Here is an 18,030-nt window from a genome sequence, read left to right as displayed (position 1 = left end):
CGACCACCTCGGGCGCGGCGACGGGCGGCACCGGCGGCACCGGCGGTACCGGCGGCGCAGGCACCGGTGGCATGGGCGGCGCCAGCGGCGCCAACACCGCGGGCACCGGCGCCGGCGGCGCAGGCGGCACGGCCAGCGGCGGCGCGGGCGGCACGAACACCGTGAGCGCAGGCAGCTTCGACATGTCCAACACCATGTCCAGCGTCGGCCAGTCGGCTGCGGGCGTGATGGTGATGAGCCAGAACAATGGCTTCTCGTCGCTGGTCCAGCAGAGCGTCAACGTCCAGAGCAACCTGTCGGTGGGCCCGTAATCCCCTGGCCGCCGGTCTTGCAGCTTGTGATGCCAGGTGATTAGCCCGAAGACCGCCCCGCCTGCGGGGCGGCTTTCGCACTCAGGAGAGACGATGAACAAACTCTTTGCATTCAACCATGTGGGCCGCGCCTGCACGCTTGCGCTGGCCGGGGCACTGGCCGCGGTGCTCGCCGTCCCTGCCTGCGCGGGCGAACCTGCCGTGCTGCGCGCGGAGGAACTGGGCGCCCTGCCCTTCGTGGACCTGTCGACAGATTTGCTTGCCGTGCCAGGCGCCAAGGCGCAGGGCGCCAGGCTGGCCGTCGGCGGTGACAGCGTCGAGGCGCTCGACCTGGAACAGCTGGAACGGGAACGGGGGCGCGCCGACACGGTCGTCAATGACACCCGGCTGGGAGGGGAAGTCGCCAACAACAGCGCGGTCAACGTCAACACGGGCGCCAATACGATCGACGCCGGCTCGTTCGCCAACATGTCCGGCATCCCAGTGGTCATCCAGAACAGCGGCGCCAACGTGCTGATCCAGAACGCCACCGTCATCAACCTGCAGTTCCAATGAAGCGCCGCCCGTTTTTCCATGCGTTCGCCTTGTGGGCGGCACTGCTCCCCGGCCTGGGCGCCCCCGCCGGCGCTGCCTTCGCGGCCGAGCTGTCGCTGCCGAGCGGCATGCGCGTTGGCATGCCCGTCAAGAGCATGAAGGACCTGCGCTTCCAGGCCACGCTGCGCCAGCAGTACGACTTCAGCTGCGGCTCGGCCGCGCTGGCCACGCTGCTGACCCATCACTACGCGACGCCGACGAGCGAGCAGGACGCTTTTCAGCAGATGTACGCGGGCGGCGACCAGCCGAAGATCCGCCGCGAGGGTTTTTCGCTGCTCGACATGCAGCGCTACCTGAAGAGCCGCGGCTTCACCGCCAACGGCTTCCTGCTGCCGCTCGACAAGCTGATCGAAGCGAAACTGCCGGCCATCGTGCTTGTGTCCGACAACGGCTATCGGCACTTCGTCGTCATCAAGGGCTTCGACGACGGGCGCATCCTGCTGGGCGACCCGTCGCGCGGCACGCGCGTGATGGCGCGCGAACGCTTCGAATCGATCTGGGCCAACCGGATCCTGTTCGTGGTCCACGAGTCGCCGGTGCAACCCGGCTTCAACCAGGCGGCCGACTGGCGCAATGCGCCGCGCGCACCGCTGGCGGAGGGCGCCAGCCGCGCCCTCGAGACGACCTACGGGCTGCCGAAATTCGGCCCCGGCGATTTTTAACCCAGGAACTCCACCATGCGGCTTCCTCTTTCCCTGTCGGCCCTGCTCCTCCCGCTCGCGGGCCTGGCGATGGCCACGCCCCCGGAACCGGCACCGGGCGCGGCCGCGTCCAACGCGTTCGACCCGGCCAGCGCGGTCGACAGCGCCACCCTGGACGCAGCGCGCGGCGGCTTCGTCACGGCCGACGGCCTGGTGGTCACGCTGGGCCTGGAGCGCCTGGTCACCATCAACGGCAATATTGTCGAGCGGACCGAGATGCAGCTGGGCGACATCGGCAAGCTGGCGGGCGGCCAGGGCAGCATTCCGGGCGAAGCGCTGGGCCAGCTGCGCCTGATCCAGAACGGCGACGTGCGCGCGGTGACGTCCGGCTCGTCCACTTTGCTCGGCGGAACGCTCATCCAGAACACCCTGAACGACCAGCTGATCCAGAACCGGACCTCGATCAACGCCACGGTCAACAGCGCGGGCATGCTGCGTGCGCTCAATTTCGGCACGAGCCTGAACAACGCCTTGTCAACAGCCGTCGCGCCCCGCTGACGGCTCACCATCATGGAGCAACGTATGCAGAAGATCCCGGCGCCATGTCTTGGCGCATTGGCCATCAGTGCGGCATTTTGCGCCCTGCCGGCGCAGGCGCAATCCGTCGAGGAACTGGTGGAACAGGTCAAGGCGATGCGCCAGCAGCTCGAGTCGCAACGCGCCCGTATCGATGAACTCGAGCGCGACGTGCGCAGCGCGCGGCGGGCGAGCTTCGCTCCCGCCACGCCTCCTGCCGCACCTGCTGCCGCGCCCCCGGCCCCGGCCGCCGCATCAAGGCCCGTGCTTGCGGGGACACTTCCGGGCACGCTCACCGGGGCGCAGCTCGACGCTCTGCGCGGCACCGGCAACGCGGCCGGTGTCGCCCCGCAAACTGTGGCGGCGCCGGCGGCGGGTCCCGGCACGGCCGCCGTCGGCCGGGCACCGGCGCGCGAGCAGCGCGTGCCCGAGGTGGCCCCGATCTTCGAGCAGCCGGGCGTGCTGACGCCGCGCGGCAAATATGTGTTCGAGCCCGCCATCCAGTACGCCTATTCGTCGAGCAACCGCGTGGCCCTGGTCGGCTACACCGTGATCCCCGCCCTCCTGATCGGCCTGATCGACGTGCGCGAGGTCAAGCGGAACACGACCACGGCCACCGCCACCCTGCGCCGCGGGCTGACCAACCGGTTCGAAGTCGAGGCCAAGCTGCCCTGGGTCTACCGCAGCGATGCCACCGTCAGCCGCGAGGTGTTCACCGGCACCGCCGTCGAGCGCGCGTTCGAGACCAGCGGCCGGGCGCTCGGCGACGTCGAACTGGCCGCGCGCTACCAGCTCAACAATGGCGGTGTGGACAAGCCCTATTTCATCGGCGGCCTGCGCTACAAGTCGCGCACCGGCAAGGACCCCTTCGAAGTGGTCACCGACTGCCAGCGCCGCTGCATCGGCGAAAACATCACCGGCACCGGCCTGCCGCTCGAATTGCCGACCGGCTCAGGTTTCCATTCGCTGCAGCCGAGCCTGACCTGGCTGTTCCCGTCGGACCCGGCCGTGTTCTTCGGCAGCTTCAGCTACCTGCACAACTTCAAGCGCGAGGTCTCGCGCACGGTGCTCGGCGGCGAAAAGGAAGCGCTCGGCGAAGTCGCGCCCGGCGGCGTGGTCGGCTTCAACTTCGGCATGGGGCTGGCGCTCAACGACAAGGCCTCGTTCAGCGTCGGCTACGACCACAACTCGGTGGCGCGCACGAAGCAGTCCGGGCGCACGGTACCGGGATCGGTGCGCACGCAACTCGGGACGCTCCTGATCGGCTATTCGTACCGGCTGACCGACAAGAAGACGCTCAGCGTGGCGGTGGGGGCCGGCCTCACCCGCGACACCCCGGACGTCACCCTGACGGTACGGGTGCCGATGTCGTTCTGACGCGGCTTTACCGGCTGCGCGCGCCGGCACGCGTGGCGCCGGCCGCGGCAATGACTTCGCGGAAGAATCCGACCAATGCGGGAACATGCGCGTCGAAGGCGAAGCGATGCCGGAGGGCCTCGACCCGGGCGCCGATGGCGTCGAGCGCGGCACGGTCGCGCAAGCTTTCCCCCAGCTCGGCGATGCTTCGATAAAACACGCCGATATCGAGCGAGCGCGCCAGCGTTTGCGTGGCGACGATCGCACCGTGGTTGTCGCGCTGGATCATCGGCAGGCCGGCCGCGGCGAGCGTGGAGAGGCGCGCCGGATAGTTCAGGTCATCCCAGTTCGCACGGCGCAGCTCGCCCTCGTTGGCGCTGGCAAAGGCATGCAGCCAGCCGGCGTCGTAGCGGGAGAATTCACTGCGCCAGGCGCCCTGGTCGACATTGGCGTGCAGGTGCAGGTGGCGCGGTGCCAGCGCCTGGGCGTCCCGTATCCAGCCACGCCACTGGCCCTGGGTGAAGTCGCCATAAAAATGCAGGTGGATGCCCTCGCCGGCCAGTTCCGCCACCGTGTGCGGATGCAGGCCGATCGGGCGTCCGGGCACGACGGTGTGGACTTCGCCATCGCGCGCGGACAGCCGTGGCGACGGCGCGCCGTCCACCGAGGCGGCCAGCGGGAGGTCGCCATCGAGCACATGCGACAGCCCGCCGAGGGACAAGCCGGGCAGCGCGGTATCGAACCAGTCCCGCATCTCCGGACTGCTGAAAATCCGGCCGTCGGCCTGGCGGTACAGGTCGGCCAGTTGCGGCCACGTCCCCTTCTCGATGCAGATGAACGGCCCCTCCTTGAAATGCCAGACGAAAGGGACGCCTGGCGTGGCCGTCATGACTTCATGCACGAACGGTACCGCCTGCCAGTTCAGCAAGCCGTAGATGATGTCGGGCCTCAAGCGTTCGATCGCTGCGCGCCAGTCGTCGGCCGGGAGGTCCTCGACATGGCCGAAGGGCAGCGGCCCCACGGTGTTGAACCAGTAGGGCTGGCGTGTCCAGAGGCCATACAGCCTGTGCCCGGCGTCTTCCAGGGCCAGCACGCGCTCGGCGTTGTAGGCCAGTTCGCCCACCAGCAGGATAGTCAAGGCATCGCTGGCGCGCGGCGCGGCGGGCCGTTCGCGCGCCATGGCGTACTGGCCGACTTCGTCGATGGCGTTGCCGACGGAGCTGCGAAAGCGCAGGGGCGTCGTGACCCGGTAATGCTGGCGGAAAGGATTGATGCCGCCGAACGGCTCCTGGATCAGCTTGTGGCGCTGGGCCGGATGGTCGACCCACTCGCAGCTGACCGTGCCGCTGCCGGCAAAGTCGCCATGCGCGCGCAAGCCTCGCCAGAACAGTTGCTCGAGATCGTCGGACTCGAACTCGCTACGCTCGATCCAGCGCGCAGCGTTGCGCCGGTGCAGGCATTGCACCAGCTGCAGCCAGGAATCGGGCAGCTGGCCGGGCGCGCTGCGGTTGTAGTGGTGGCGCAGGCCGGAATAGGCCAGCACGGCGCCGGGCTGGCTGTCGAGCACGGCGCACAGGCTGGCCAGGTGCTCGCGGTAGTAGACGTCGTCGCTCGGCAGATAGGCAACCAGCGGTGCGCGTGCCCGCTCCAGGCCGATGTTGAGCGAGCGTCCCAATCCTTCGTTGCACTCGTTGCGCAGGTAATGCACGCGCGGGTCGTCGCGCCATGGGGCCAGCGCGGCGCGGGTTGCCGCTCCGGCGCCGTCGTCGATGACGATGGCTTCCCAGTCGCCCAGCGTTTGTGCGGCGAGGCTGTCGAGCGCCCGCGGCAGGAAGGCGGCCTGCTCGTAGGTGGGCATCAGCACGCTGACGCGCGGCGCTGCGGCGCTCACCGTGCGCTCCGGGCCCTGGAGCAAGCCGCCCCACACGGCGTTGGACAGGTTGTGCGGTGTGAACACTGGTGCAGCTGGTGCAGTGTCGGATGCATGGTCTCGATCCCGCCGTGTCGGATTTGGTCAGCTTAAGGCCGGGCAGCCGGCACCATTTGCGAGGAATCAGACGTCACCGGGGAACTGTTCAGTTTCCTGCGACTCTGACTTGACAGGCTGATCAAATATCGCGGCCCGGCAGAAAATCATGCCGGATTGACGTGAAGCCTCGGCCTAGCCCTGCAGTCTTTTCCAGCCAGCTCTGGGCTGTGCGGAATAACCTGTTCCAGCGCCCGACATGAGGATACTTATGGAAACGCCTGAACTATTTGCCAAGCTGATGGATCACGCGCGCGTCGTGGCGCAACTGGCACGCCTGCCGGTTGCCCGGCTGCGTTTCGAGCAAGGGCTGCACCCGGAAGACATCCGCCGCGCCCACGCCTATTTCACGCGGCGCCACCCGCGCCTGAAGATATTTCGCAACAAGACGATGGGCATCGCGCTCATCGACCTCGCAGCCTATGGCGGCGAGGCCGGCAATTATCTCGATGAGGTGCGCCGCAAGGACTACGCCGGGCCGAAAAGCAGGAAAGCGGCGGCCCGTGGCTACTGGCTGCGCCCGATCGACCGCAACGACCATATCGACGAGATCCATGCCATCCATACCTCCTGCGACGAGCGCCAGGGGCGTCCGATGGACAGCGCCTACCTGGTCAAGAAAACGCGTTACGACAACATGCCGCACGGCGCCTGTTACGGGGTCTTCGATGTGGAAGGCCGCCTGGCGGCGTATTGCAATACGCTTCGCTACGGCAATTTTGTGTCGACCGACCAGCTGATGGGCTACAAGAACAATGACGGCGTCATGCACTTGCTGTTATTGACGATCATTTGCCGCCTGATCGAGGAGCGCACGGTCGATTACTTCATGTACGACACCTTCCTGGGCGCCCAGCCCGGCCTGCGCGAATTCAAGCGCCGCATCGGATTTCAACCGTACCGGGCGCGCTACGAGCTGGTGTGAGCCGGCGGCACGGTCGCCCACAAACGACAACGCCCCGCGTTTGCGAGGCGTTGCCGATGCGTGGGCTGCACGCATGCTGTCTGGAGGCGAGGAAGGGAGTCGAACCCATCTGGACGGCTTTGCAGGCCGTTGCATAACCACTTTGCTACCTCGCCAGACACCATGTTACGAGCGTCACGCCGGCTGGTGATGTGCCACATCAATACCACGAGCCATGTCTTTTTGCAGGTCAGTTCAAATGAAAGGCCAGGTCAGCACGCGCTTCACATGCAATATCGTGCGGGTGACAACATAGCCGATCGCAAAGCCGAAGGCCAGCAGGCTGCGGAGGTCGCCCAGCGCGGCGAACCAGACGCCGGCGACGGTGGCTGCGGCCACCAGCACCATCAGCCATAACTCGATGCTGAGGAAAAAATGGATCGACTCGCGCCAGACGCGCAGCGTGAGCGCACCGGCTTCCTTGAGGGTTTTGATTTCGTGACGCATGATGGATTTACCGAGACTGGGACCAGCCAGGGACTAAGCATAAATGCAAAATCGCCGCAGAGCGACGATTTTGTCATGGTATTCTGGAGGCGAGGACGGGAGTCGAACCCGTCTAGACGGCTTTGCAGGCCGCTGCATAACCGCTTTGCTACCTCGCCAGGGGGTAAGGTACTGCTGCTGACCTGGCGGGTTATATGCCATATCAACATGAGAAGCGTTGCCTTCTCTGAATTCTGGAGCGGGAGAAGAGTCTCGAACTCTCGACCTCAACCTTGGCAAGGTTGCGCTCTACCAACTGAGCTACTCCCGCTTAGGAGTCCTGCTATCGACACGCCTACTGGAGCGGGAGAAGAGTCTCGAACTCTCGACCTCAACCTTGGCAAGGTTGCGCTCTACCAACTGAGCTACTCCCGCACGGAGTGTTTTACTTTTACCACTGCTACTGCCCCAGATAACTGGAGCGGGAGAAGAGTCTCGAACTCTCGACCTCAACCTTGGCAAGGTTGCGCTCTACCAACTGAGCTACTCCCGCATACTGGAAACAAGGATTATCGCAGAAATTGTTTCAACTTCCAAGGTAACCCGTCACTGCCGACTTTACTGCAAACGCTGGAGCGGGAGAAGAGTCTCGAACTCTCGACCTCAACCTTGGCAAGGTTGCGCTCTACCAACTGAGCTACTCCCGCTTTGTCTATCGTTTGCTGCGATGTCGTCACAACAGGCAAGCATTATAGATGATCTGATCCGTACGTCAAGGATGACAGAGAATTAATCTTACAAACTCCCGCTCTTTTCCTTGATCAGGGGCCACGCACGGCGAAGATAGTAGAACATCGACCACACCGTCAGTACGCCGGCCACCCACAGGAAGACTTGGCCCCAGTAGTACATGTTGATGCCGAACAGGCGGTCATGGAACAGCAGCATCGGGATCGCAGCCATCTGCGCGGCGGTCTTCACCTTCCCCAGCGAGCTGACGGCCACCGACTTGCGCGCGCCGATTTCCGCCATCCATTCGCGCAGGGCCGAGATGGTGATCTCGCGGCCGATGATGACGAAGGCGATGATCGCGTTCACCCGGTCGAGCTGGATCAGCACCAGCAAGGCGCCGGCCACCATCAGCTTGTCGGCGACCGGGTCGAGGAAGGCGCCGAAGGCCGAGGTTTCATTCCAGCGCCGCGCGAGGAAGCCGTCGAACCAGTCGGTGATGGCGGCGACGATGAAGACCAGGGTCGCCGCAAGGTTGCGGTCGGCCACCGGAAGCCAGTGCGTGGGAAGGTAGTAAACGCCGACAACGAGGGGGATCAGTGCTACACGTAACCAGGTCAGGAGAATCGGGATGTTAAAAGGCATAGGGGGCTTGAACTGGCTTACCGGTGGAAAAAAGCGTGCGCCGCTAGTCTACATGGGTATTGCTTTTTAAACCAGTTGAGCTCGGACGGATGTGCTGAGCATGCAGAATCGGGTCGCCGCGCACACCCTGCGTGCTTTGCGGGCAGCCCCTAGTGCAACTGCCGGTAAATCTCTTCCGCCAGCGCGGTCGAGATGCCCTCGACCTGGCACAGGTCTTCGACGCTGGCGTCGACCACGCCGCGCAGGCCGCCGAAGCGGGCAAGCAGGCGCTGGCGGCGCTTGGCGCCGATGCCCTCGATTTCCTCGAGGCGCGAGGCCTGGCGTGCCTTGGCGCGCTTGGCGCGCATGCCGGTAATGGCAAACCGGTGCGCTTCGTCGCGGATCAGGGCGACCAGCATCAGGGCAGCCGATTCCTTGCCGAGTTCCTGCGCGGCGCGGCCGTCGGCGAAGATCAGCGTCTCCAGGCCGACCCGGCGCCCTTCCCCCTTCGCCACGCCGACGATCAGGCTGATGTCGAGGCCGAGTTCCGACAGCACCTGGCGCGCCATCTCGACCTGGCCTTTGCCGCCGTCTACCAGCACGACATCGGGCATGACGCCGTCGCCGCTCGCGACCTTCTCATAGCGGCGCATCAGCACCTGGCGCATGGCCGCGTAATCGTCGCCGGGCGTGATGTCGTTGATGTTGTAGCGCCGGTATTCCGCATTCTGCATTGCGTGGTGGTGGAACACCACGCACGATGCCTGGGTTGCCTCGCCTGCCGTGTGACTGATGTCGAAGCATTCGATGCGCAGGGTTTCCAGGTCGGCTGAATCGAGCGACAGGGCCTCGGCCAGCGCGCGCGTGCGCGACTGCTGCGACCCTTGTTCAGACAACAGCCGCGCCAGCGAGATCTCGGCGCCCTTTTGAGCGAGCTCAAGCCACTGGCGGCGCTGGCCCTGCGGCTGGAAAATCAGGTTGATCCGGTGCCCGCACTGCTCGGCCAGCGCCACCATCAGCTCGGGCTGGTCGAATTCGATATTCAGGATCAGGGTGCCGGGAATAAACTTGTCCGTGTAATGCTGGACCATGAAGGCAGCCAGCACTTCGCATTCGATCGAGGCCTCCGCAATTGCCTCGGCAACCTGGGTTGGGAAATAGGCCCGGTCGCCCAGGTGGCGCCCGCCGCGCACCATGGCCAGGTTGACGCAGGCACGCCCGCCCTGCACCACCACGGCGATGACGTCGACGTCGGCATCTCCGGTCGTTTCCATGCTCTGCTGGTGCAGTACCCGCGACAGCGACTGGATCTGATTACGCACGCCCGCCGCCTGCTCGAACATCAGCTTTTCGGCAAAGCCGTGCATCTTGTGCTCGAGGTCTTCCAGCACCTCGGTCTGTCGCCCGCGCAGGAACTTCGCCGCGTTCTCGACGTCGACCTTGTACTCATCCTTGGCGATCAGGTTGACGCAAGGCCCGCTGCAGCGGCCGATCTGGTGCAGCAGGCAGGGCCGCGTGCGGTTGGCAAACACGCTGTCCTCGCAGGTGCGCAGGTTGAACACCTTTTGCAGGATCTGCATCGATTCCTTCACCGCCCAGGCACTTGGGAAAGGACCGAAATACTGGTTCTTCTTGTCCAGCGCGCCCCGGTAATACGCCATGCGCGGGAAGTCGCCGCCCGTGATCTTCAGGTAGGGGTAGGACTTGTCGTCGCGGAACAGGATGTTGTAGCGCGGCTTGAGTGCCTTGATCAGGTTGTTTTCCAGGATCAGGGCTTCGGCCTCGCTGTGCGTGACCGAAGTCTCGAGATGCGCAATCTGGCCGACCATCATCGCAATGCGCGGGCTCGACAGATTCTTCTGGAAATAACTCGATACCCGTTTCTTCAGGTTGCGCGCCTTGCCGACGTACAGCACATTCTGGTTGGCGTCGAAATAGCGGTAGACGCCGGGCAGGTCGGGCAGCTTGGCGACCGTGTCCAGGACCCGCTCCCTCGCCGAGGGACCGGGGGGCACGGGGTCGGCTGCATCGCCCTTCAAGGTTGCCGTCAGCTCTTCCTTCACGGCCTGCCAGGCATCGGGACGCGCGCGCGGCGCGGCAGCCTCCGCCGGCTTGCGCCGGGAGGGCTTGCCCTCGACGGGATGCGGCGCGGGCATGGCAGCGCCGCCCGCGGCCACGTAGGCTGCGGGCGCTTCCGCCACCTCATGGGCGGCGGTGGTGCCGGGCGCCGGGTTCTCCGGCAGGTCGGGGGAATGCACTTCCTTGGTCACTGGCTTATCGCTTGCTTGATGTTTGCTGATTATTGGGAGCGTCTAACAAAACCTTCAGGGCAAGGCCCAAGGGCGGAGCGACATCGTCGAAGACAGTACGATAGTACGGCGAGACGATGCAACGCCGCCATGGAGGTTTTGTTAGGCGCTCTGAGTCACGATGACGAAGGCGACGCCATAGTCGGCCTCGTCGCTGATCGTCACCTGGGCGGTCAATTTGTTCTGCCGCATGAATTCTTCCAGCGCCCCGCTGCACACGATGACCGGCTTGCCGCTCGGGGCGTTGAGCATCTGCGCCGAGCGCCAGGTCATGGGCATGCGCATCCCCATGCCGATCGCCTTGGAGAACGCTTCCTTGGCCGAAAAACGCGTGGCGAGGAAACGCAGGCCGCGCACTTCGCTGCGCGCGCGCCGGGCGCGGAATTTTTCCAGTTCGTCGGGGCCGAGGATTTTTTCGGCAAAGCGCTCGTTGCGCGCCAGCGCCGCCTCGACGCGCGAGATCTGGACGATGTCGGTGCCGATACCGTAGATCATTTTGAGCCCAGCGACACGCCCAGGCGCGCGGCCACCATGATCGCCTTCATCTCGCGCACGGCATTTTCCCAGCCCGCGAACAGGGCGTGCGCGACGATCGCGTGGCCAATGTTGAGTTCGGCGATGTCCTGGATTGCCGCCACCGGCTGCACGTTGGTGTAATGCAGGCCATGGCCCGCGTTGACCACCAGGCCGTGGCGCTTGCCGGCGGCCACGCCCACCTTGATGCGCTCGAGCTCGTGCAGCGCCTCGGACCCTTCGGCCTCGGCATAACGGCCGGTATGCAGTTCGATCACGGTGGCGCCGGTCCGGGCAGCCGCTTCGATCTGCGCTTCGTCGGCGTCGATGAACAGCGACACACGGATGCCCTCGCCTTTCAATTGCTTGACCGCCGTTTCGACCTCGTGGAAATAACGGATCACGTCCAGCCCGCCTTCGGTCGTGACTTCCTCGCGCCGCTCGGGCACCAGGCACACGTCCTGCGGGCGCACCTGGCAGGCGAAATCGATCATTTCCTGGGTGACGGCCGCTTCCAGGTTCATGCGCGTGGCCAGTTGCGGGCGCATCGCGAGCACATCGGCATCGCGGATGTGGCGCCGGTCTTCGCGCAGGTGCAGCGTGATGAGGTCGGCGCCGGCCTGCTCGGCGAGCAGGGCCGCGCGCAGCGGGTCCGGATAGACGGTGCCGCGCGCGTTACGCACGGTGGCGATGTGGTCGATGTTGACGCCCAGGTCGATGACCGGGCCGGCGGGTTGCAGGAAGCTCATGGTTATGAAGGTGTTATAACTGCATCAAATCGATCAAAATCTGCCGGGTGTTGAGCGGCGTGCCGCCCAGGTGGTGCGCCAGCAGGAAACGCATCAGCTGCTTGCTCTGGCTTTGGGTGGCCGGGTCGCCATAATCCTCGCGCTCCATGTCGAGCAGGGTTTTCCCGGACACCACCGGCCAGACATCGGATACCCGCGCTTCGCGCGCGCCGCGCTCGGGATCGACGACATAGTTGCTGACCTCTTGCACCACTTCGCGCGTCGTCGTCGAGCGGCTGAGATCTGCGGCGACGCCTGTTTCCTTAAGTAAGGCCCGTTCGAATTTTCGCAAGGCGATTTGTGCCGGTTCGCCGTGCGCCAGCTCGTTGAGCGTGGAGACGTAATGGTCGAACAGGGCGCGGTGCGCGTCGTCGCGCGCGAGCAGCTTGACCAGCAGCTCGTTCAGGTAGAAGCCGCACAGGAGCGCGGTGCGCTCGAGCGGCAGCATGCCGCCGACCCATTCGGCGTCGATCAGCGTGCGCAGTTCGGACTTGCCGCTCCAGGACACCGACAGCGGCTGGAAGGTCTGCAGCACGCCGCGCAGTTTCGACAGCGGCCGCTTCGCCCCCTTGGCCACGACCGCGATGCGGCCATGGTCGCGGGTGAACAGGTCGACGATCAGGCTCGTTTCCTTGTAGGGATAGCTGTGCAGCACGAACGAAGGCTGGCCGTTGATGCGGACCTGGCTCACCGGCCCGCGCACACGGCGCGCCGGCGCCGGCGGCCCGTCCGGCACGGGTTGCGGACGTACAGGGGGCGCAGCCGATGACGGTACGCCGGCTGCGGGCACGCCGGCTGCAGGCACGCCGGATACGGGCGGGTTCGCCTGTACGTCCTTGTTGTCGCTGTCGGCGTCGGGGCTCGTCATGCGTACGGGTCGTCCTGCGGCGCTTACTCGTAGCCGTAGGCGCGCAGGCCTGCTTCGTTATCCGCCCAGCCCGACTTGACCTTGACCCAGATCTCCAGGTACACGGGGCCGCCGAACAGCTTTTCCATGTCGAGGCGCGACTGGGTCGAGATTTCCTTCAGGCGGGCGCCCTTGTTACCGATGATCATCGATTTGTGGGTGTCGCGCTCGACCAGGATGGCGGCAAAGATGCGGCGCAAATTGCCTTCCTGGAGGAACTGCTCGATGATCACCGTGCTGGTGTAGGGCAGTTCGTCGCCCAGCAGGCGGAACACCTTTTCGCGCACGATTTCGGCGGCCAGGAATTTCTCGCTGCGGTCGGTGATGTCGTCCGCGCCGAACACCGGCGGGTTTTCCGGCAGGTGGTTGCGGATCTCGCGCTCGAGCGCATCGATTTGGAAGCGCAACTTGGCCGAGACCGGCACGATGGCCGTGAAGTCGCGCAAAGCGGCGACTTTCTGGGCGAACGGCATCAGCGTCGCCTTGTCCTTCATGTGGTCCGACTTGTTGATGACCAGGATTACCGGCACGTTTTTCGGCAGCAGGTCGAGCACTTGCTGGTCGGCCGGCCCGAAGGTGCCGGCCTCGATCACGAAGAGGACAACGTCGGAGGCCGTCAGCGTGTTCGAGACCGTCTTGTTCAGCGTTTTGTTCAGTGCGTTCGAATGACGGGTCTGGAAGCCCGGCGTGTCGACGTAGATGAACTGGGCGTCCTCGACCGTCTGGATGCCGGTGATGCGGTGGCGCGTGGTTTGCGCCTTGCGCGAGGTGATCGACACCTTGGCGCCGATCAGCTGGTTCATCAGCGTCGACTTGCCGACGTTCGGGCGTCCGACGATGGCGATATAGCCGCAGCGAAAACCTTCGACCGAGGTGCCGCCGCTGGCGTCGGTCCGGTCAGCGAAGAAGGCGTTGACGTCGACGCCTGGCATATCTGCCGCGTCGTCATTGTCAGTGTGATTGTTCTCAGCGGGATTGTTTTCGGTATTCATAACGTCTTCATGCTCGTTTGGTGGGGGCAGCAGCAGGAGGGGCGGCTTCGGCCGTCTCGTCGCCCTGGATGGTGGCAATGCCGGCCAGCTTGAGCTGGGCGGCGCGCGGCTTGGCCTTGCGCCCGGCGGCCGGTGTCTTGCGCAGCGCCTGTTCGGCCGTCTCGAGCGCGAGGCGGGCCGCGGCCTGCTCGCCGGCGCGGCGGCTGCCGCCGCGGCCGAAGACCTGGATATTGAGCTTCGGGACCAGGCATTCGATCTCGAATTCCTGGTTGTGGGCGGCACCGTGGGTGGCGATCACGTTATAGGTCGGCAGCGCGATGCGGCGGCTTTGCAGGAATTCCTGCAGCAGCGTCTTGGCATCCTTGCCGAGCGTGCGCGGATCGACCGTGTCGAGCAGTGGAATGTAGAAGGCGCGGATGGTGTCGCGCGCGGCCTCGAAGCCGGCATCGAGGAAAATTGCCCCGAGCAGGGCTTCGAGCGTGTCGGCGAGGATCGACGGGCGGCGAAAGCCCCCGGACTTCAGCTCGCCCTCCCCCAGGCGCAGGAACTGCGACAGTTCCAGCTTCTGGGCGATCTCGAACAGCGACTGCTGCTTGACGAGGTTGGCGCGCAGGCGCGACAGGTCGCCCTCGTCGAGGTGGGTGAAGCGCTCGTACAGGATCGAGGCGACCACGCAGTTGAGGATCGAATCGCCGAGGAATTCGAGGCGCTCGTTATGCAGGGCGCTGTGGCTGCGGTGCGTCAGGGCCTGCTGCAACAGGGCAGCACTCCGGAACGTATAACCTAAGCGCGTTTGCAATAACTGAAGATTCATCATGGGTTCATTCTAGTACGAACGCCGCAGTCGGCGGCGCAGGGCCGGCGGGGCGCAGGGTGGCGCGCAATGACGGAGCCGTCACACAGAGCGCCCAAGCGCCGTGCAGCCAGGCTGGCTGCACGGCGTTGACGTCCGGGTCCGGTCAGTCGGCGCTGGCAGGTTTTGCCGCGGCGACGCCGCTTGCGTCGGTGGTGCCATCGTAATCGATGACAAGGGTGGCATTGTCGAGCAGCGGAATGCGCTTTTCGTAGGCGAAGCTGATTTCCGGGCTGGCGCCATCGCGGCTGATGACCAGGTCGCGTCCGCGCACGACATCGACGTTGTTGATCTCTGCAAACTTGTCGAAGGCCTGCTGCATCTCGGCAGGCGAACCGCCCGCCGCCTTGGCGCGGACGATGCCGTCGCGCACCGAACGGTATTCGAGGAAGGATGGCAGGATCTTGATGACGAGCACCGCGAACAGGCCCAACACCATCAACACCAGCACCAGCCCGGTCAGCGAGATGCCCCGCTGCCGGTCCAGGCACACTTCCTTACGCTCACGCATATTCACTCCCATCTTGCCTCCTCAGCAACGCCGGCATCGACATTACTGGATGCTGCCGATGCGCTTCGGATCGCCGAAGTTCATCCACACCAGGAACGCTTTGCCGACGATATTTTTGTCGGGAACAAAACCCCAGTAACGGCTGTCCGCACTGTTGTCGCGGTTGTCACCCATCATGAAGTAATTGCCTTCCGGTACGATACAGGTAAATTTATCGTACGAATAGTCGCAGGCTGCGCGTTGCGGGAAGTTCTCAACGGCATCGAGGTTGAACGAGCGCGCCGGTTCGGAATTGAGGATGCGATGCTGGCTGCCCGGCAGCTTTTCGATGAAGTGCTTGTGGTAGACCGGCTTTTCGTCGTCCAGGTAGTCGTCGAGCGGCGTGTACTCGACCGGCGTGCCGTTCACCGTCAGGCGTTTGTTTTCGTAGGTGATCTTGTCGCCCGGTACACCAATGACGCGCTTGATGTAGTCCTGGCTCATGTCCTTCGGATACTTGAAGACCATGACGTCGCCCCGCTCCGGATTGTTCAGCTCGATGATCTTCTTGTTGATGATCGGCAGGCGAATACCGTAGGTGTACTTGTTCACGAGGATCAGGTCGCCGATCTGCAGGGTCGGCACCATCGAGCTCGACGGGATCTTGAACGGCTCCCACAGGAAGGAGCGCAGGAAGAACACGATCGCGATCACCGGGAAGAAACTGCCCGAATACTCGACCCAGGTCGGCTGGCGCAGGTGCGCCGCTTCGATCGCGGCGCGCTTGTTGGTCTCGACCTTGATGCCATCGCTGGTGAGCTTGGCCGTGCGTGCATCGTACTCCGCCAGTGCGGCGTTGGCCGCGGCGCGGCGCTGCTTGGACAGGACAAAAACGTCCCAGAACCAGATCGCGCCCGTGATCACCATGAGCACGAGCAAAATAAGCGCAAAATTCGCCAGGATTGGTTGCATGTTTATTTGTCTTCCACTTGGAGGATGGCGAGGAAGGCTTCCTGTGGAATCTCCACCGAGCCCACCTGCTTCATCCGTTTTTTACCGGCTTTTTGTTTCTCAAGCAGTTTCTTCTTACGGCTGATGTCGCCGCCATAGCACTTCGCCAGCACGTTCTTGCGCAGCGCCTTGACGTTTTCGCGCGAGATGATGGTCGCGCCGATCGCGGCCTGGATCGCCACGTCGAACATCTGGCGCGGGATCAGTTCACGCATCTTGGCCGCCACCTGGCGCCCGCGATACGGCGCGTTGGCGCGGTGCACGATGATCGCCAGCGCGTCGACCTTTTCGCTATTGATCAGCATGTCGACCTTGACCACGTCGGCCGAGCGGTATTCCTTGAACTCGTAGTCCATCGAGGCGTAGCCGCGCGAGGTCGACTTCAGGCGGTCGAAGAAGTCGAGCACGATTTCCGCCATCGGGATCTCGTAATGCAGCTTGACCTGGCGGCCGTGGTAGGCCATGTCCATCTGGACGCCACGCTTGCCGTTACACAGCGTCATCACCGAGCCGACATATTCCTGCGGCATGTACAGGTTGACGTCGACGATCGGCTCGCGCACCTCGTTGATTTTCGACGGCTCCGGCATCTTCGACGGGTTGTCGACGCGGATGATGGAACCGTCGCGCATCTCGACCTCGTACACCACGGTCGGCGCGGTGGTGATCAGGTCCATGTCGAACTCGCGCTCGAGGCGTTCCTGCACGATTTCCATGTGCAGCAGGCCCAGGAAGCCGCAGCGGAAGCCGAAGCCCAGCGCCTGCGACACTTCCGGCTCGTACATCAGGGCGGCGTCGTTGAGTTTCAGCTTTTCCAGCGAGTCGCGCAGGGCGTCGTACTGGTTCGCTTCGACCGGGAACAGGCCGGCGAACACCTGCGGCTGGACTTCCTTGAATCCCGGCAGCGGCGCCGGCGCCGGACGGTTCGCCAGGGTCACCGTGTCGCCCACTTTCGCGGCGGTCAGTTCCTTGATGCCGGCGATGATGAAGCCCACCTGGCCGGCGGACAGGGTCGGCAGCGAGACCGAGCGCGGCGTGAAGACGCCGATGTTCTCGACCAGGTTCACCGACTCGGTCGCCATCAGGAGAATCTTGTCCTTCGGGCGCAGCGTGCCGTTGACCACGCGCACCAGCATGACGACGCCGACATACGGGTCGTACCAGGAGTCGACGATCAGCGCCTGCAGCGGTGCATCGACGTCGCCCTTCGGCGGCGGCACGCGCTTGATCAGGTCTTCCAGCACGTCTTCCACGCCGAGGCCGGACTTGGCCGAGCACATGACCGCTTCCGAGGCGTCGATGCCGATGACGTCTTCGATTTCCTTCTTGGCATTGTCGGGGTCGGCGTGCGGCAGGTCGATCTTGTTCAGGACCGGCACCACTTCCACGCCCAGGTCGAGCGCGGTGTAGCAGTTGGCCACCGTCTGCGCCTCGACGCCCTGGGAGGCATCGACGACCAGCAGCGCGCCTTCGCAGGCCGACAGCGAGCGCGAGACTTCATAGCTGAAGTCGACGTGGCCCGGGGTGTCGATCAGGTTCAGGTTGTACACCTGGCCGTCGCGCGCCTTGTATTGCAGGGCAGCGGTCTGCGCCTTGATGGTAATGCCGCGCTCGCGCTCCAGGTCCATCGAGTCGAGCACCTGCGCGTCCATTTCGCGGTCCGACAGGCCGCCGCACAGCTGGATGATGCGGTCCGCCAGGGTCGATTTACCGTGGTCGATGTGGGCGATGATGGAGAAGTTACGTATGTTGTTCATTAACAAAGCTCAAAACCAAAAAGGGGCGAGGCCGCAGGCGGGTGGCCGGCCGGCGCCGCAAACTGCCGGCGCAATACGAAAAAAGCGCTCCGTGGGGGGCGTGTCCTACCCCAGGCGAGCGCCTTATTTCAACTGAGTTCAACGTGAGAAGCCTCCGGGACAG

At 64.6% G+C, this 18,030-nt stretch carries 17 protein-coding genes, 6 tRNA genes and 1 pseudogene; 6 read left to right on the top strand and 18 right to left on the bottom strand.

Translation table 11 applies throughout. The features are described 5' to 3' along the window. The 5 genes and pseudogenes from ACFPN5_RS20945 to ACFPN5_RS20925 form a co-directional block, all read left to right on the top strand. Positions 1–311 (top strand): annotated as a pseudogene (locus tag ACFPN5_RS20945) (hypothetical protein); the annotation flags it as partial. A 93-nt stretch (positions 312–404) separates the two neighbouring features. Continuing rightward, entirely contained in the window at positions 405–866 is a 462-nt protein-coding gene (locus tag ACFPN5_RS20940; RefSeq protein WP_379785720.1) for a hypothetical protein, read from the top strand. Beyond that, positions 863–1,567, top strand: coding sequence for a C39 family peptidase (locus ACFPN5_RS20935; RefSeq protein WP_379785719.1), 705 nt, complete (start codon positions 863–865; stop codon positions 1,565–1,567). Before ACFPN5_RS20940 ends, ACFPN5_RS20935 begins: the two co-directional genes overlap by 4 nt. A gap of 15 nt (positions 1,568–1,582) precedes the next feature. Next, positions 1,583–2,104 (top strand): hypothetical protein, encoded by a 522-nt coding sequence (locus ACFPN5_RS20930; protein ID WP_379785718.1) that lies wholly within the window; start codon positions 1,583–1,585, stop codon positions 2,102–2,104. Positions 2,105–2,128: 24 nt separating this feature from the next. After that, positions 2,129–3,499 (top strand): acetate kinase, encoded by a 1,371-nt coding sequence (locus tag ACFPN5_RS20925; protein ID WP_379785717.1) that lies wholly within the window; start codon positions 2,129–2,131, stop codon positions 3,497–3,499. 7 nt (positions 3,500–3,506) lie between these two features. On the opposite strand, the gene ACFPN5_RS20920 is transcribed toward ACFPN5_RS20925, so the two are convergent. Continuing rightward, positions 3,507–5,435, bottom strand: coding sequence for a glycosyltransferase family 2 protein (locus ACFPN5_RS20920; protein ID WP_379785716.1), 1,929 nt, complete (start codon positions 5,433–5,435; stop codon positions 3,507–3,509). A gap of 280 nt (positions 5,436–5,715) precedes the next feature. Here ACFPN5_RS20920 and ACFPN5_RS20915 point away from each other — a divergent pair, with 280 nt between their 5' ends. After that, positions 5,716–6,429 (top strand): hypothetical protein, encoded by a 714-nt coding sequence (locus ACFPN5_RS20915; protein WP_379785715.1) that lies wholly within the window; start codon positions 5,716–5,718, stop codon positions 6,427–6,429. An 81-nt stretch (positions 6,430–6,510) separates the two neighbouring features. Here ACFPN5_RS20915 and ACFPN5_RS20910 read toward each other — a convergent pair. The 17 genes from ACFPN5_RS20910 to lepA form a co-directional block, all read right to left on the bottom strand. After that, a tRNA-Cys gene (locus ACFPN5_RS20910) sits at positions 6,511–6,584 on the bottom strand. A 79-nt stretch (positions 6,585–6,663) separates the two neighbouring features. Then, entirely contained in the window at positions 6,664–6,915 is a 252-nt protein-coding gene (locus ACFPN5_RS20905; RefSeq protein WP_379785714.1) for a hypothetical protein, read from the bottom strand. Between the two features lie 84 nt (positions 6,916–6,999). Continuing rightward, positions 7,000–7,073, bottom strand: a tRNA-Cys gene (locus tag ACFPN5_RS20900). Between the two features lie 76 nt (positions 7,074–7,149). Further along, positions 7,150–7,225 (bottom strand) — tRNA-Gly (locus ACFPN5_RS20895). Between the two features lie 28 nt (positions 7,226–7,253). Then, a tRNA-Gly gene (locus ACFPN5_RS20890) sits at positions 7,254–7,329 on the bottom strand. Positions 7,330–7,371: 42 nt separating this feature from the next. Continuing rightward, positions 7,372–7,447 (bottom strand) — tRNA-Gly (locus tag ACFPN5_RS20885). A gap of 78 nt (positions 7,448–7,525) precedes the next feature. Continuing rightward, a tRNA-Gly gene (locus ACFPN5_RS20880) sits at positions 7,526–7,601 on the bottom strand. An 88-nt stretch (positions 7,602–7,689) separates the two neighbouring features. Then, positions 7,690–8,268 (bottom strand): CDP-diacylglycerol--glycerol-3-phosphate 3-phosphatidyltransferase, encoded by a 579-nt coding sequence (pgsA, locus tag ACFPN5_RS20875; RefSeq protein WP_379785713.1) that lies wholly within the window; start codon positions 8,266–8,268, stop codon positions 7,690–7,692. A 149-nt stretch (positions 8,269–8,417) separates the two neighbouring features. Next, positions 8,418–10,517 (bottom strand): excinuclease ABC subunit UvrC, encoded by a 2,100-nt coding sequence (gene uvrC / locus ACFPN5_RS20870; RefSeq protein ID WP_379785712.1) that lies wholly within the window; start codon positions 10,515–10,517, stop codon positions 8,418–8,420. 141 nt (positions 10,518–10,658) lie between these two features. Continuing rightward, on the bottom strand, positions 10,659–11,051 hold the full coding sequence (acpS, locus tag ACFPN5_RS20865; protein WP_379785711.1) for a holo-ACP synthase: 393 nt from the start codon (positions 11,049–11,051) through the stop codon (positions 10,659–10,661). Further along, positions 11,048–11,818 (bottom strand): pyridoxine 5'-phosphate synthase, encoded by a 771-nt coding sequence (locus ACFPN5_RS20860; RefSeq protein ID WP_379785710.1) that lies wholly within the window; start codon positions 11,816–11,818, stop codon positions 11,048–11,050. Before ACFPN5_RS20860 ends, acpS begins: the two co-directional genes overlap by 4 nt. Before the next feature lie 13 nt (positions 11,819–11,831). After that, positions 11,832–12,725 carry a DNA repair protein RecO gene (gene recO / locus ACFPN5_RS20855; RefSeq protein ID WP_379785709.1) on the bottom strand — a complete coding sequence of 298 codons (894 nt, stop codon included), beginning with the start codon at positions 12,723–12,725 and terminating at the stop codon, positions 11,832–11,834. A 23-nt stretch (positions 12,726–12,748) separates the two neighbouring features. Next, on the bottom strand, positions 12,749–13,696 hold the full coding sequence (era, locus tag ACFPN5_RS20850) for a GTPase Era (RefSeq protein WP_379785755.1): 948 nt from the start codon (positions 13,694–13,696) through the stop codon (positions 12,749–12,751). Positions 13,697–13,763: 67 nt separating this feature from the next. After that, the gene (gene rnc, locus ACFPN5_RS20845; protein WP_379785754.1) at positions 13,764–14,570 is read right to left on the bottom strand and encodes a ribonuclease III; all 807 of its coding nucleotides are present in this window, start codon (positions 14,568–14,570) and stop codon (positions 13,764–13,766) included. A 145-nt stretch (positions 14,571–14,715) separates the two neighbouring features. Next, the gene (locus tag ACFPN5_RS20840) at positions 14,716–15,120 is read right to left on the bottom strand and encodes a DUF4845 domain-containing protein (RefSeq protein WP_379785708.1); all 405 of its coding nucleotides are present in this window, start codon (positions 15,118–15,120) and stop codon (positions 14,716–14,718) included. A gap of 42 nt (positions 15,121–15,162) precedes the next feature. Further along, positions 15,163–16,077, bottom strand: coding sequence for a signal peptidase I (gene lepB / locus ACFPN5_RS20835; protein WP_379785753.1), 915 nt, complete (start codon positions 16,075–16,077; stop codon positions 15,163–15,165). Next, a complete protein-coding gene (gene lepA / locus ACFPN5_RS20830) occupies positions 16,074–17,867 on the bottom strand; it encodes a translation elongation factor 4 (protein WP_379785707.1) in 1,794 nt (597 codons plus the stop codon). The genes lepB and lepA overlap by 4 nt, the downstream gene beginning before the upstream one ends. Positions 17,868–18,030 lie beyond the last annotated feature (163 nt).

This window comes from Massilia niabensis, from assembly GCF_042655085.1.
Lineage (GTDB): Bacteria > Pseudomonadota > Gammaproteobacteria > Burkholderiales > Burkholderiaceae_D > Telluria > Telluria niabensis.
Note: the sequence above shows the minus strand (reverse complement) of the source record. Positions and strands in the feature narration are given on the sequence as shown.